This window comes from Enterococcus sp. AZ104 (genome assembly GCF_050546705.1).
Taxonomy (GTDB): domain Bacteria; phylum Bacillota; class Bacilli; order Lactobacillales; family Enterococcaceae; genus Enterococcus; species Enterococcus faecalis.
In genome coordinates this window covers 266,886-282,113 of the sequence record NZ_CP172952.1, presented here as the reverse complement: position 1 = coordinate 282,113, position 15,228 = coordinate 266,886, and the positions used below count along the sequence as shown (strand labels likewise).

General features: G+C 37.0%; 15 protein-coding genes. 5 read left to right on the top strand and 10 right to left on the bottom strand.

The genetic code is table 11. The features are described from left to right. Positions 1–206 precede the first annotated feature (206 nt). On the bottom strand, positions 207–1,172 hold the full coding sequence (locus IGJ37_RS01480; protein ID WP_002361155.1) for a DUF4822 domain-containing protein: 966 nt from the start codon (positions 1,170–1,172) through the stop codon (positions 207–209). 184 nt (positions 1,173–1,356) lie between these two features. Continuing rightward, positions 1,357–2,334 (bottom strand): DUF4822 domain-containing protein, encoded by a 978-nt coding sequence (locus tag IGJ37_RS01475; protein WP_252671478.1) that lies wholly within the window; start codon positions 2,332–2,334, stop codon positions 1,357–1,359. A 323-nt stretch (positions 2,335–2,657) separates the two neighbouring features. On the opposite strand from IGJ37_RS01475, the gene IGJ37_RS01470 reads away from it, so the two are divergent. Both IGJ37_RS01470 and IGJ37_RS01465 read left to right on the top strand, forming a co-directional pair. Beyond that, positions 2,658–4,001 (top strand): sensor histidine kinase, encoded by a 1,344-nt coding sequence (locus IGJ37_RS01470; protein ID WP_002385380.1) that lies wholly within the window; start codon positions 2,658–2,660, stop codon positions 3,999–4,001. Beyond that, positions 3,998–4,690, top strand: a complete 693-nt coding sequence (locus IGJ37_RS01465; protein WP_002355236.1) for a response regulator transcription factor — start codon at positions 3,998–4,000, stop codon at positions 4,688–4,690. The genes IGJ37_RS01470 and IGJ37_RS01465 overlap by 4 nt, the downstream gene beginning before the upstream one ends. 51 nt (positions 4,691–4,741) lie before the next feature. Here the strand turns inward: IGJ37_RS01465 and IGJ37_RS01460 are convergent, their stop codons facing one another. The 3 genes from IGJ37_RS01460 to IGJ37_RS01450 form a co-directional block, all read right to left on the bottom strand. Further along, entirely contained in the window at positions 4,742–5,887 is a 1,146-nt protein-coding gene (locus IGJ37_RS01460; RefSeq protein WP_128704939.1) for a cysteine desulfurase family protein, read from the bottom strand. Between the two features lie 125 nt (positions 5,888–6,012). Next, entirely contained in the window at positions 6,013–7,749 is a 1,737-nt protein-coding gene (gene ezrA / locus IGJ37_RS01455) for a septation ring formation regulator EzrA (RefSeq protein WP_002355233.1), read from the bottom strand. Positions 7,750–7,934: 185 nt separating this feature from the next. Then, a complete protein-coding gene (locus IGJ37_RS01450; protein WP_202575790.1) occupies positions 7,935–8,621 on the bottom strand; it encodes an HAD family hydrolase in 687 nt (228 codons plus the stop codon). A gap of 186 nt (positions 8,622–8,807) precedes the next feature. On the opposite strand from IGJ37_RS01450, the gene IGJ37_RS01445 reads away from it, so the two are divergent. Then, positions 8,808–10,160, top strand: a complete 1,353-nt coding sequence (locus tag IGJ37_RS01445) for an aspartate kinase (RefSeq protein WP_002385384.1) — start codon at positions 8,808–8,810, stop codon at positions 10,158–10,160. A gap of 22 nt (positions 10,161–10,182) precedes the next feature. On the opposite strand, the gene IGJ37_RS01440 is transcribed toward IGJ37_RS01445, so the two are convergent. The 3 genes from IGJ37_RS01440 to IGJ37_RS01430 are packed head-to-tail and all read right to left on the bottom strand — an operon-like array spanning position 10,183 to position 12,354. After that, entirely contained in the window at positions 10,183–10,719 is a 537-nt protein-coding gene (locus tag IGJ37_RS01440; RefSeq protein ID WP_002355230.1) for a haloacid dehalogenase, read from the bottom strand. 16 nt (positions 10,720–10,735) lie between these two features. After that, complete coding sequence (locus IGJ37_RS01435) at positions 10,736–11,569, bottom strand: DUF72 domain-containing protein (protein ID WP_252671480.1); 834 nt, start codon at positions 11,567–11,569, stop codon at positions 10,736–10,738. 50 nt (positions 11,570–11,619) lie between these two features. Next, positions 11,620–12,354: an acyl-ACP thioesterase domain-containing protein gene (locus tag IGJ37_RS01430; protein ID WP_002355227.1), complete on the bottom strand. Its 735-nt coding sequence runs from the start codon at positions 12,352–12,354 to the stop codon at positions 11,620–11,622. 274 nt (positions 12,355–12,628) lie between these two features. Between IGJ37_RS01430 and IGJ37_RS01425 the strand changes: the two genes are divergently transcribed. Next, entirely contained in the window at positions 12,629–13,213 is a 585-nt protein-coding gene (locus IGJ37_RS01425) for a lytic polysaccharide monooxygenase (protein ID WP_002355225.1), read from the top strand. Positions 13,214–13,255: 42 nt separating this feature from the next. Further along, positions 13,256–14,302 (top strand): chitinase, encoded by a 1,047-nt coding sequence (locus IGJ37_RS01420; protein ID WP_010820617.1) that lies wholly within the window; start codon positions 13,256–13,258, stop codon positions 14,300–14,302. A 95-nt stretch (positions 14,303–14,397) separates the two neighbouring features. On the opposite strand, the gene IGJ37_RS01415 is transcribed toward IGJ37_RS01420, so the two are convergent. Further along, on the bottom strand, positions 14,398–14,709 hold the full coding sequence (locus IGJ37_RS01415) for a DMT family transporter (protein ID WP_002355223.1): 312 nt from the start codon (positions 14,707–14,709) through the stop codon (positions 14,398–14,400). Continuing rightward, positions 14,706–15,062 (bottom strand): DMT family transporter, encoded by a 357-nt coding sequence (locus IGJ37_RS01410; protein ID WP_002386054.1) that lies wholly within the window; start codon positions 15,060–15,062, stop codon positions 14,706–14,708. The genes IGJ37_RS01415 and IGJ37_RS01410 overlap by 4 nt, the downstream gene beginning before the upstream one ends. Positions 15,063–15,228 lie beyond the last annotated feature (166 nt).

Below are 15,228 nucleotides of genomic sequence, written 5' to 3'. Positions count from 1 at the left end.
CCTTTCCTTTTGATAATTTAAGGATAGCAAGTAGTTATTAACTCCACCTGTCCATAATATGAACAAATTATTAAATAATAATCATTATAATTATCTTAATAATAATATTTAATTATAACTAATAACAATTTATTTATAGAGGAAGAGAAAACAAAAGAACGTTGGGGGACGTTCTTTTGTTAAATAAGAGAGAAGACAAGAGACTTTTAGAAAGTAAAGGCTGGGTGATATGTGCCTTGGTAAGGTTCATGTTCCACGAACACTTGAATATCATTCCCAGCATTATCTTTACCCATTCGAGTATACGTAAATCGATCATTGTTTAGTTCCGTTAATTCTAGCGCTGCACCGTAGCGATTCGTACCAATAGATACATGGGCCCGAATCTTGTTATTGTCCACCACTTGGAAGTACCCAAAGTCGCCGCGGGTTTCACCCGTTTGTAAATTGAAAAATTCATATTTACTTGTGTTTGGATCAAATTTCGCTAAACTAATGAAATTTTGATTGGCCGCTGTCACATCATTACCGTTTTTATCTACGACTTTTGTGCCATTCCACAAGGTTGTTCCTAAAATTTTATCCCCTGATTTATTTGTCACAATTTTGCCAGTTTGATTGGTTAATGCTTCACGTCCATTTGTAAAAGCTAATTTTTTCCCGTGATAAGGGATGTGTTCCACGTAAACTTCAACATCATTCCCCAGTTTATCTTTCCCTAAACGCTTGTAAGTAAATTTGTCTTTACTCACTTCGGTTAAATCCACTACGGCTTGATAATTTTGTGTCCGCGAAATTAAAATTCGTTTTGTGCCATCACCTGTCACAAAAAATGTTCCTTCGTCACCACGGGTTTCCCCAGTATTTTTGTCGAAAAACTCGTAAAAACCGGTTTCACCATCATATTTTGCTAAACCAATAAAATTAGCATTTTCTGCCGTTAAATCATTACCAGCAGCATCATAAACACGGGTTCCTTGCCAGTCCGTGCCAGATAAAATCTTAGTCGCCTTGTCGCCTCTTGTTTGGCCATTGTTTTGATGTTTGCCTAAATTTGCTGTAGCACTATTTGGATTGGCTGCATGACCTGCAAATGCTGGACTTGCATAACCTGCTATAAGTAACGTACTTAATGTTACTAAAGTAATCGAACTTAATACTTTCTTTTTCATAAAGCATCGCTCCTTTTCTTTGATAAACCTATCTTAACAAACGATTCTAAACTACCACTGTCAGAAAAATGAACAATTTATAAACGATTAAAAACAACTATAAACTATTTTTTTGTTAAAAATGAAGCGGTCAAAAGAATCCTTTACTTCCTTTTGGCCGCTTCATCCACTAGTGATTGACTAATTAGAACGTGAAGTCTGGCGTAAAGTCTCCTTCATATGGTTCATGTTCTACAAAGACTTTAATTTCTTTGCCATTGTTGTCTTTACCCATTCGTGTATACGTAAAACGTTTATCATTTAATTCTGTTAATTCTAACGCAGCTCCATATTTATTGTCACCAATTGAAACGTGAGTACGGATTTTGTTATTATCAATTACTTGGAAGTAACCAAAATCTCCACGGGTTTTACCCGTTTCTAAATCAAAGAATTCATATTTACTTGTTTTATTATCAAATTTCGCTAAACTAATAAACATTTTATTTGCTTCAGTAACATCGTTACCGTCTTCATCTAAAACTTTCGTGCCATTCCATAATGTAGCCCCTAAAATGTCATCCCCAGGTTCACTGGTAACAATCTTGCCAGTTTCTGTTTCTAAATCTTTACGGCCATTCGTAAAGGTTAATTTCTCGTCAGAATAAGGGATATGTTCTACAAAGACTTCTACATCTTTCCCGTCTTTATCTTTACCCATTCGCTTATAGGTAAATTTATCTTTCGTCACTTCCGTTAAATCGACCACCGCTTGATAGTTTTGTGTATCCGAAATTAAGATACGCTTTTCGCCATCGTCTGTCACAAAGAATGTGCCTTCATCGCCACGGGTTTCACCTGTTTCTTTGTCGAAAAATTCATAAAAACCTGTTTCACCATCATATTTTGCTAAACCAATAAAATTAGCATTTTCTGCTGTTAAATCATTATTATTTTTGTCGTAAACTTTTGTGCCTTGCCAATCAGTACTGGATAAAATTTCTGTTAATTCTTGTCCTTTTGATTGCTCTTTAGCTGCTTCTGCTGAACTAGAGACTGCAGTGCTTGAGCTAGCTGCACTTGATTTATCTGTTGCAGAGTTGGCTCCGCCAGCACAGCCTGCAATCAACAACGTACTAAAGGTTAATAAGGTAAGCGCACTAAAAACTTTTTTCTTTTTCATGGTTGGTAATCCCCTTTTTCTTTTTGATATATTTAGAATAGCAAAGCCTTATAAACTCCTACTTGCCGAAAAATGAACAAATTATAAACAAATGAAAAAAAGTTAATAACAATACTAGCTTTTTTTTGTTCACTTGTAATACACTATAAGTAAGAAATAGATTAAAACCACTAGGAGGGACGCTTTTGACCATTAAACGCCGCTTTTTTATTTCTTATATTAGTGCCATCATTATTACTTTAGCCTCTGTTTTAGCTGTTTTATCCTTAGCTTCTTACATCACGTTAGGGACTGTTCCCAGTTTGCCCCAAGCTTACCGAATGATGAATAAGCAACGACCATTGACCGCTAACGAAGAAGAAAGTTATTTGGCCTTAGATCAATTGTTAAAAAAGTCACCGAAATTACTAGATACGCCTTTAAGTAAAGAATTAAAGGAAACGATTCAAACAATTGAGGCAAAAGGATTAAGTGTGATTATTCGAAAGAATGCACGGTTTCCTTATTATTCGGATAATTTAGTAGAAAAATCTTTGTCTGTACATATTCCAAACTACGAAATGAATAATATTATGCCAACTGGCACACTGGATAATGCAGGGCGTCTATATCATTATGTCAAATCCGATTTTCATTATTTAGATGGTTCTAACGGGAGCTTTATTGTCTTGAAACGCGAAAGCAGCCTTTTTGAGTTCTTCACACGCTGGATTATCTGGATGATTTTGTTAATTATCCTTGTAGCAATTGCGGCAGCTTGGCTCATTAATAAGCGCTTAACCAAAACTACTATCGAGCCATTAGAAGCATTAGAAAAAGCGACTAAAACATTGGGTAAGGATGCCCAAAAAGAAAATCCATTTACACCAACTAGCCACCAAACCGTCTCAACAGAAGTCAAACAGCTCCAACTTAGTTTTGAACAAATGTGGCAAGATTTAGAAGAAGCCAATGCGGAACGCGAAAAATATGAAGCTAATCGGAAAGAATTAATTGCAAATATTTCTCATGACTTAAAAACACCAATTACTTCTATTATTGGTTACGTTGAAGGTTTGATGGATGGCGTTGCCAATACTGAAGAAAAAAAACAGCGCTATTTAACGGTCATTCATGAAAAAAGTTTAGGCCTCAATGATTTAATTGAAGAATTATTTTTGTATTCTAAATTAGACCTAGATCGTGCTGTCTTTACAATGGAAAAGACCAATTTCACTCGTTTTATTGCACATATTCTTGAAGAATACCGTTTGGAACAAGAACTCGTGATCACTTCTGTACTTCCCACCGAAGCTTTATACGTTCAAATGGATCCCACGCAGATGAATCGCGTGATTACCAATCTAATTCAAAATAGCATTAAATTTGCGGATCCCACTAAAGAACAACTAGCCTTTACGATTTCTTTAACGCATAATCAAACAGACTTAGTTTTAACCATTACAGATAACGGCATTGGTATCGATAAAAAAGAATTACCTTATTTATTCGAACGCTTCTATCGTGTAGACAAATCTCGAACCCCAACAGTTAAAGGAAGCGGCTTGGGATTAAGTATTGTCAAACAAATTATTGACTATCATCAGGGAACAATCACTGTCACAAGTAAAAAAGGAGACGGCACCAACGTGATAATTACGCTGCCGTTGTTGGAGGATGAAAAATGAAACCACATGTATTAATTATTGAAGATGATCCAAGCATTGCTGATTTGCAAAAAGATTATTTAGAAATTAACGATATGACTGTCACAATTGAACATGATGGAAAAAAAGGATTGGAAGCAGCTTTAAATGAGCCCTTTGATTTAATTATTTTAGATGTGATGCTGCCAACTATGGATGGTTTTGAAATCTGTCGTGCAATTCGGAAAAAAAAGCAAACGCCGATCATGATTGTTTCGGCTAAAAAAGAAGATATTGATAAAATTCGTGGGCTTGGCTTAGGTGCGGATGATTATATAATCAAGCCGTTTAGTCCCAATGAATTAGTCGCTCGAGCAAAAGCCCATATGAACCGTTATCAATTGTTAAGCAAAGCAGAACAACCACCACAATTACTAAAAATCAATGAAATCGCTGTCGACACTGCCGCACACAAAGTGTTTGTTTTAGAAAATGAAGTTATTTTTACAAGCAAAGAATACAAATTGTTGGTTTTCTTGATGGAACATCCTAACCGTGTGTGGAATAAAGAAGAACTTTTTGAAAGTGTCTGGGGGTTTGATGCCTTAGATACTGAGGTTTCGACTGTCGTTGTTCACATTAAACGGATTCGGGAAAAATTAAAAAAAGCCAATCTTTCTGACTCTCCAATTGAAACGCTCTGGGGAAGTGGCTACCGCTTCAATCGATAAAGAGAGCAAAAATAAGTTGGAGCCTATTTCTAGGCTCCAACTTATTTTTTATTAATTTACACGAGAAAATTTTTGATAAAGTTGGTTGAAAACAATCATAAACTGTTCAATTTCTGCCATTGTATTGCTTTCATCTAAACTAATGCGCACAGCGGAAGTCGCCAATTCCCCAGGCACATGCATGGCATACAAGGTGCTACTAGCCATTTTTTTTCGGCTAGAACAAGCACTCGTAGTCGAAATATAAATTTGTTTTTCTTCCAATGCATGGACCAGCACTTCGCCACGAATCCCTTTCAAAGCAAAACATAAAATGTGTGGCGCAAAATGTTCATTATCTTGTGAAAAAACAGTCACATTTTGAAATTCTTCTAGCGCCTTTAATAAATAACTCCGTAACGTCGCCACATGTTGCGGCCGTTGTTGTTCGTTCTCTAAATGCAAGCGTAACGCTTTGGCCATTGCCACAATTGCTGGTACGTTTTCTGTCCCACTGCGTTGGTTGTTTTCTTGCCCGCCTCCTGTTAAAAGCGGCGCTAAACGTTTTCCTTGTTTCCAATACATAAAACCAATGCCTCGTGGTCCATGAAATTTATGTGCAGAAAACGTTGCAAAATCCACCCGATCCGTTAACCACTCTGAGTAATTAACTTTCCCAATTGCTTGAACCGCGTCTACATGAAAATGAATTTTAGGAAACTCCGCTAAAACCTCGCTGATTTTTTTAATTGGTTGAATCGTTCCCACTTCATTGTTCACTGCCATAACAGAAACCAAAATCGTTTCTTTTCTAATTAATTTCTGTAGTTCCTCGACTTTTACGCGACCTTCTTTATCCACTGGCGCATAAGAAAGTTCAAAACCTAGTTCGACTAATTGTTCCGCTGTTTCTGTAACTGCTGGATGTTCCACTGCAGAAATAATAATATGATTACCAAATTCTCGTTTTTCGATTGCCGTTCCTTTTAAAACCCAGTTATCTCCTTCAGTTCCGCCACTTGTAAAATAGATTTCATTTGCTGAAACATTGATTAGCTCCGCAATCTGCTTCCGTGCTTGTTGTAAGAGCCGATTCGCTTGGCTGCCTAAGTCATGCAGACTAGACGGATTGCCAATAATCCGCTGACTGGTTTTTACATATGTATCTAAAGCCTGGGGGTAAATCGGTGTAGTTGCACTATTATCAAAATAAATCATTTGTCACCCTTCTTTTTTAAAATTCTTTCCCATTATATACTTTCTAAAGTATCACTTCAAGTCACCACCACGCCATAAAAACAGAGGCTTGTCTGTCGACAAACCTCTGTTTAGTGATTGTTTAATTAAATTGCTGTTAAATTAGGGTTATTAATATTTTTAAAATAAAAATCTTCGATTCGTTTGAACGCCCCTGGCTCAACAGCTTCCAATGCCGTTCCAATTTCATCTAATGCATCTTGATAACGGAATTCTGTCGAGAATAAATACATGCTTTTATCTAAAGCCGCTCGGATGTTCTCGTGAGTATGACGATAGCGGTTTGCATATTGCATCATTTGTTCTGTCAGAGCTGCTGCATTGACTAAATCTTTTGTTTTCTTATCTAATAACTCTAAATCATCTTCGCATAAGTCACATAAACGATTGATTTCATCCATGTTAATGCGCATTTTATTTAAGGCTCGGCTTAAATCTTCAATTCGATCCGTTGCCACATAGAAAAATTCTAAGTAATCAGCAGACAAACCTGGTAATCGTTGCTTTTCAACATACCGCTTGATACTCCGTAAACGGAATTCGTATTCGTCGACTTTTTCTTGGGCGACTTTTTCGCCTTTTCTTAGTTCTTTCAATGAAGCATCAATTTCTAATTGTTGATTTTCAATATCATCTAAAATCTTATAGCATTCTTTATAGAACGCTTGAATTTCAGAGTAAGGAACGGTATGTTCTTTCATTCGAGGTTCCAAGTCTTTTTGACGGCGGATAATTTCTTCAATTTCCGTTTGGAAACCACGACTACGTCCTAGCTCGTTGTTGTTTAAGGTATAGCTTTGTGATACATGGTCCAATTCAATCATTAATTGACGGTTATTTTTTAAGGAATGAGAAATATAATCGTCAATAATTTTTTGATTGGTTACGACATATTTCTTCGCTTCAATTTCACGTTCCATCACTTCATATAATGCATCAATCGCCGTTGCTGTGTCGCGATTTGCGACCTCTACTGCAGCAATCTCTGTTTTCTCTAAATCAGCCATTGAATTCTCGACACGTTTTTTCGCATGTTGAATTTCTTCAGCAAAGTTTTGTTCAGGGAACACATAATCGTCAGCTAATAATTGGTTGTAGCCTTCTTCGATTTCTTTTAATTGATCTGGGAAAGTTTCATTTAATTCTTCATACATTGGTGGAATCCGTTTCATTAAGTCTTCCAATTCATACGTATGACGTTCCGCATCTTCTAGGACTTCTCGAGCCTCGATTGGGTCCCCCGATGTATTTAGTGTGACAAATTGTGTGAATTCAATTTCGACGTTTCTTAATTGTTTTTGGATTTCGGAGTAAGCTGGACCAAAGCTAGCTTTATCATCTTTTAGTGATTTACTTAATTCTTCATAGACATCCAAAGCTTTTTGAACTTCTAATGAATTGCGCTCTTCACTTTCACGTAATTCTTTCAAGCCATTACGAATGACTTCCACTTCGGCTTCCATTTCGGTCATCGTTTCATTCGCTTCCACGACTGCTTTCTTCGCTTTCATGAAACGGAAAATTTCATTTTGATTTTCGACTTCATAAATTTGACTCTCTAGTTCGGCGAAAGAACGCGTCGATAGTTCTACCCAGCGTTGATTCCATTCACGGAAACTATTTTGACTCTGTCCAACTAGATGCATTTTTTTAATGTCATCGATTTCTTCAAAGACTGGCAAGTCAAACAGGGCTTCTTTACGAACTTCTAATTCATCTAATTGTTCTTGATTTTTTTTGCGCATAAAATAACCAATTAAGTATAGCACCGCAGCAATAATAACGATTACTAGTACTAAAATGATAATCCAATTATTCTTCATTTTGGCTCCTCCGATAATTTTTCTATAATAAAAGAAAGGTTGTTTGTTCTCTTCACACGGTTATCTATTGTTCCTGACCCTTGAAAAAGGGCATTCTTGCAGAAATACCTATAGAAAATTATAGCACAAACTGTATATTCATTCACTAGTTATAACAAACTTTTTTAAGAAAACCCGCGATCTTCTTACGAAGGGGTTGATTCACTGCTTTCATCGATCCGATTTTCACTAATTTTTTTACAAATATCACTTAGTTGTGTTAAGAAGGCATCCGCTTGACTTTGATCCATCCCAAAGTGTTCATCGCGCATAGCCCAAACTTCTAGCCCAGCTTCTTTGGCAGAGGCAATGCCTTTTTCTGAATCTTCAATGGCTATACATTCCTGTGGCGCAACAGCTAATTCTTGTAACGTGTGCAGATAAATATCCGGCGCCGGTTTACTTTCTCCGAAATCTTCCCCACTCACGACCGCATCAAAATAACTACTTAATTGCCCCACTGTCAAAACCTCTTCAATTGCGTCTTTTGTGGAAGAAGAAGCTAATCCGATTTTATAGCCTTGTCTTTTTAAAAATTGTAAAACACGTTTCGCATTTTCATCAAGCACAGCTAAATAATCTATCGGATGCGCTTTTTTATAGGCTATGTATTGTTCATTTAAAAAAGCAATATCTAGCTCTTTTTTGTTGACTTGTTCAATCTTTTGCCATAATGAACGCATATCCGCACCGACTAATTCTGGCAAGGTTAGGCCCTCAATGGTCAAATCAAATTCCGCTAAAAATGCTTTACGTCGCTCATAATAATAAGCTTCGCTATCTACTAGGACACCGTCCATATCAAAAATAATGGCAGTTTTGGATTCTGTCATACTATTTAACTCCTTCGTTACGACTCATATCTTTACAGTTTAACAAAATTTTAAGGAAAAATGAAGAACAAATATTTTCATGATTTCCTAACTTTCTGAAAATAAGTGGTTGCTTTTCTAAATGTTTTTCGGTATCCTTTTACTAATCTACAAATGAGAAAATAATTAAAAACAGGAGTGATAAACGTGAACGTAGTTAAATTCGGCGGTAGCTCGCTAGCATCAGCACCACAGTTACAGAAAGTCTTACAAATCGTCAAGGAAGAGCCGCGCCGAACGTTTGTCGTTGTATCCGCTCCTGGAAAGCGAACCCCGCAAGATATTAAAGTGACTGATTTATTGATTCAATACTATCAGCGCTACTTAAATAATGAGGAAATTGAATCGACAATCTCTGCCATCATTCGTCGTTATGAAGATCTTTTTGATGAATTACACTTGGATAAAGCAGTTTTAGCTGATATTGCTATTTCGATTCGCCAATTAGCCACTTTACCAAAAGAAAACAATGCTTTTCTATTTGACTATTTTTTAGCTAGCGGCGAGGACAATAATGCAAAAGTTGTTGCCAGTTTTTTCAATCAGAATGGCTTAGATGCTCGCTACATTAGTCCAAAAGAATTAGGTCTCCTAGTGACACCTGAGCCAGGCAATGCCCGCATTTTACCAAAAGCTTTAGAGAAAATTAGTGCCTATCGTGAGACTCAACAAATCTTGGTTATTCCAGGTTTCTTTGGTTATACAGAAGCCGGCGAAATTTGTACTTTTTCTCGTGGCGGTTCCGATATCACAGGGTCCATTGTTGCCGCAGGTGTTCAAGCAGATTTGTATGAAAACTTTACCGATGTGGACGGAATTTATGTCGCCCATCCTGGAATTATTGAACAGCCTCAAACGATTCAAGAATTGACCTACAGAGAAATGCGGGAGTTAGCTTATGCAGGATTTGCCGTCCTCCACGATGAAGCCTTAATGCCTGCCTATCGCGCAAATATTCCAGTCGTTATCAAAAATACTAACAACCCACATCATCCTGGCACCCTAATTACTACTTCTCGCAAAGTGAAGCATGCCCCTGTTGTAGGAATTGCTAGTGATCAAGGGTTCGCAAGTATTTACATTAGTAAGTATTTAATGAATAGAGAGTTAGGTTTTGGGCGACGGCTCTTAGAAGTACTAGAAAAATTAGCCTTGAGCTATGAGCATATGCCCTCAGGAATTGATGACATCACGATTGTTTTAAGAGAAGACCAGTTAACAACTGAAATTGAAAATCGACTGATGGCCCAACTCCAAGAAGTTTTAGCGCCTGATGAGTTACGCATCACGCATCACCTTTCTATGATTATGATTGTCGGGGAAGGCATGCGCCAACGAATTGGGGTTACTGCTGAAAGTACAATGGCGTTAGCCAAAGAAAAAATCAACTTAGAAATGATTAACCAAGGATCTTCGGAAGTAAGTATTATGTTTGGTATCAAAAAAGAACAAGAGGAAAAAGCCATCAAAGCCTTATATCGGACGTTCTTCCATGATTAATGAAAAAGACGAATGAGTTTTCTCATTCGTCTTTTTCATTGGTTTCAGTAATTTTCAATTGGCGCTGAATTTCCGCTTTAATTTTAGCTTCTGGCGCAAAATCTTGTTCCCAATTTTCAGGTTTTAATACTTTATTTGTTTCTGGATCATAATGTGGCTGCCCATCTGGAAATAATTTCCCCATATTGGCTTGATGAACGATTTCAATAATTTTTGTTGGATTGACGCCCATTAAGCAAAACGAACCATAAGTAAAATACAATAAATCAACTAGTGCATCCACTTCCTCCACTAAAGGATCAGATACTGGTTTGCCTTTCGCCAAGACTTTCTGCTCTGCTTTATCGACAGATTTTTTTAATCCGTTGACCAATTGTTGAAAAAGTACTTGGTCATTATCAGCAGCACTATATAAAAATTCTACAAGTTCTTCAACTTTAAACTCTGCTCGTCGACTGGCTAACTCTGGCGAAAAAGCAGTTGGTTGCTCTGGTTGTTGTGGATTAAAAACCTCGTGGAATGCACAAGCCATTTCATAAGGGGATTGCTTTTCAGACATTCAGCTACCTTCTTTCTCAAAATAAATCTAATTGTTTTGGATTCAAATCATCGTAACTCAAATTCAAGACTTTTTGCATCTGTAGAGCGTTTTCTGCGGCATCGCCGCCAGAATTATTATTAAAAATTACGCCCACTTCTTTGGCTTCTTGCGACATTTTTAAAACAGCTTCGCTTAAATCAGCGATTTCCTGCGTATTATAATGATAAAGGGTTCTTTTTTTTCGCCACTCTGCATCATTGGCTAACCAGCCAGCCGCATTACGTCCGTGAAACCGGAAGAGCACGAAATTAGGATTCGTTACATAAGGATAAAAGGGCACTGGATTCGTAGGAATCTGCGGTTCATCTACAATCACAAGTGAAAATTGATTTTCTTTCATAAATTGCAACATTTGTTTTACAAAGTTTGGTTGATACCATGAATTATTTCGTAATTCAATGGCGATGGGTAGGTCTTTAAACCAGTGACGAATTTTTTGCAAGTAAGCGACATTTTCTTTCGTACAACCAAATGTTCCTGAAAATTGTACCAGAAAGGCAAATAATTTTTTACTTTCAATTAATGGGGCCATACTTTCTAAAAAAGCGGTGATCATTTCTTCTTCACTTGCATAATAGGTTTGCCACTCACCTTGACAACTGATTCCACTATAAACTTTCATGACAAAGCGAAAGTTTTCGGGAACTGCTTTGACCCATTCAGCTACTCGTTCTTTGGGAGGAATCCCGTAATACGCCGTGTCCATTTCAACTAGCGGTAAATGACTGGCATATTCATAAAGCGTGGACCGTTTTTTTCCAGTTAAATAGTCGTGTTCACTAAAAGATGTTAATCCTAAGCGAATCATGTCCTTCCTCCTCTGCGTAACTTTTTATTTTTCTAAACCGTCATCTCAACTTAGTTGGTCCAATCGATATTCGCTTCACAATAGGTTTGACCATCAATCCGAATCTCATGGCGTGTTTTCAACTGATTTTCTTGTTCGACAATTTCGTAATGACTTTCGACTTCTTGGCCATATTCTACTTCTTTATCAAATTTCACAAGAATTTTTTTCGGTTGATGCGTTGTTAAAAAGTCATACCCTAACACATCCAATAACCAATTAAAGTAAATCGCATTATTAACGTGTTGATTGCCATCAATATCAAAAAAACGCACACGATAAGGTAAAAAGTTCCCCTCTGTGACTTTTTCAATTTTTTCATGGCGATAAATTTTAGTGATTTTTTCAGAATCAAAAGGTGCAATAATTTCTGGTAACACACTACTGATTTTCCGATTTTTTTGATCCATTAAGACAAAGGTTGATTTCACAAAGACACATTCATTGCCTTCTTCATCATGAACCCAAAAGTTACGATAACAAAAATATTTGTTATAACTCATAGCTTGCGTGGTAATTGCTACTTTTTCACCAACTTTTGGTAAACGGTGAATCTCTATTTCATAGTTGGTGATGACCCAGCCTAGACCAAATTGAGCGACATAAGCCGCATCTCTTCCTAGTAATTCTGTTTGTTCTTCTGATACTTTAATGACAACCGCTAACAAAGCCGGTATCTTCATTGCACCAGTAAAATCGCCGTCATAGTAGGCAACTTCATAAGAGGATGTATGTTTTTTTCCCACGAAATAATCTCCTTTTTCCAATGGCTACTTTCGTGTCATTGTTTCTTCTTAAAAGTATACCACGTGATTTCTTCAATTGCGATTCCGAATGAAAAATTAACAAAACTTTGAAAAACACTATTATTTATATTATTTAAAAACGTTCTTAATATTACTTAAAAAATATTGTTTTATTTTTAAAAATAACATTTCTTATTATTTGTATCCGAAAGATTATTATGTTATATTCCTATCTGTAAGCGCATACAAAATAATTTTTTAGGAGGTTTTTTTCGTGAAAAAGAGTTTATTAACAATCGTCCTGGCTTTTAGTTTTGTTTTAGGTGGCGCTGCATTGGCCCCTACTGTTTCGGAGGCTCATGGTTACGTAGCAAGTCCTGGAAGTCGTGCTTTCTTTGGTAGTTCTGCTGGTGGTAACTTAAATACAAATGTTGGTCGTGCACAATGGGAACCTCAAAGTATCGAAGCGCCCAAAAATACGTTTATTACTGGCAAATTAGCCAGTGCAGGTGTCTCAGGTTTTGAACCTTTGGATGAACAAACAGCTACTCGTTGGCACAAAACAAACATTACAACAGGTCCCCTTGACATCACTTGGAACTTAACTGCCCAACATAGAACTGCTTCTTGGGATTACTATATTACTAAAAATGGCTGGAATCCCAATCAACCATTAGACATTAAAAACTTCGACAAAATTGCTTCAATTGACGGTAAACAAGAAGTTCCTAATAAAGTTGTTAAACAAACAATTAATATTCCGACAGACCGCAAAGGTTATCATGTCATTTACGCTGTCTGGGGCATTGGTGATACGGTGAACGCCTTTTACCAAGCGATTGATGTGAACATTCAGTAAAAATACTCACATCTTAAACTACATTAAAGGAGTTCTCAAAAAATGAAGCTAAAAAAAATAATTCCTGCTTTTCTCCTTCTTTCAACCGTTGCAGTTGGCTTGTGGTTAACGCCTACTCAAGCTTCTGCAGATGCTGCGGATACGATGGTAGATATCTCTGGCAAAAAAGTGTTGGTTGGATATTGGCATAACTGGGCCTCAAAAGGACGCGATGGTTACAAACAAGGAACATCAGCATCACTGAACCTTTCAGAAGTAAATCAAGCCTACAATGTCGTACCGGTTTCCTTCATGAAAAGCGATGGCACGACACGGATTCCTACGTTCAAGCCTTATAACCAAACAGACACTGCCTTCCGACAAGAAGTCGCACAATTAAATAGTCAAGGTCGCGCAGTTTTATTGGCACTTGGTGGAGCAGATGCACATATCCAATTAGTCGAAGGCGATGAACAAGCCTTTGCGAATGAAATCATTCGTCAAGTGGAAACATACGGCTTTGATGGTTTAGACATTGACTTAGAGCAATTAGCGATTACTGCTGGCGACAACCAAACCGTCATCCCTGCTGCATTGAAAATAGTCAAAGACCATTACCGAGCACAAGGAAAAAATTTCATCATTACGATGGCGCCAGAATTCCCTTATTTAAAACCTGGTGCCGCTTATGAAACATACATTACTTCCCTAAATGGTTATTATGATTACATTGCCCCACAATTATATAACCAAGGCGGCGACGGTGTCTGGGTCGATGAAATTATGACTTGGGTTGCTCAAAGCAACGATGCTCTAAAATACGAATTCCTCTATTATATGTCTGATTCATTAATCCATGGCACGCGCGGCTATCTACAGATACCAAACGATAAATTAGTCCTTGGTTTACCAGCAAATCGGGATGCTGCTGGTAGCGGCTATGTCGTTGAGGCTACCCCTGTAGCCAAAACTTTTGATCAGTTAGCAAAAGACGGTAATCCTATCCGTGGCTTAATGACTTGGTCTGCAAATTGGGACGTTGGTCAAGATGTCAACGGCAAGTCCTACAACAATGAATTTGCGACACGTTATAGTAACCTTGTAAAATAAAAGCTATTTTGAGACAGAACACCGCATTTGGTTCTGTCTCTTTTTAAATTTTACTCACCTGTCTTTCAATAATCCAAACAATGTTCTCTTGCTTTCTAACCAATTAATTTTAAACCAATCACAGAAACAATGATTAAAAAAATAAAAAATATCCGGCGTAGGTCTTTTGATTCACCTAAGAGCATTCCTAAGATAGCGCCTCCTGCTGTACCAATTCCTGTCCAAACCGCATAAGAAACGCCCATCGGTAATTGTCTCATCCCTAAATATAAAAATAAGAAACTACCACTAAACGCTAGAATTAAAATTAACAATGAACGTAAGTCTTTTTTTGTTGTAAATAATTTAATTGAACCTACGCCAAAGATTTCAAAACAGCCTGCAATAACTAAGTATAACCAACTCATCTTGTTTCCTCCTCTTTATTTCCAGTTACCATTTTTAAGCCAATCACACCTATTAATAACAGCAACAGAAAAAGAACTTTTCCTATACCCAAAGGTGTGTGGAATAAAAAATGATCTGTTACAATAGTTCCAGCACTACCTAAGCCGACAAATACAGCATAGGCTGTGCCAACTGGCAATTCCTCTCCTGCTTTAATCAGCGCATAAAAACTGATAAAGATTGCGATTACTGTCCCTAAAATCTCCCACCATGTTGTACTATGCTTCATGCCAATGACCCAAATCACTTCACAAAAAGCGCCAAAAATAACTTTTAACCAAGCTTTACTCATCTTGTTTTCCTTCCCTTCCAAATAAAAAAAGTGCCAACAAACAGTTCAGCTATGGCCTAAGAACTGTTCATTAACACTTTAGTCGCAAGCATCCGGCGATGTTTACGAAAGTTTATGTATTAAAATATCTCAGGCTATTATATTCTTATTTTTTTAAAAAATCAACTAAAAAATAATAGTTCGAATT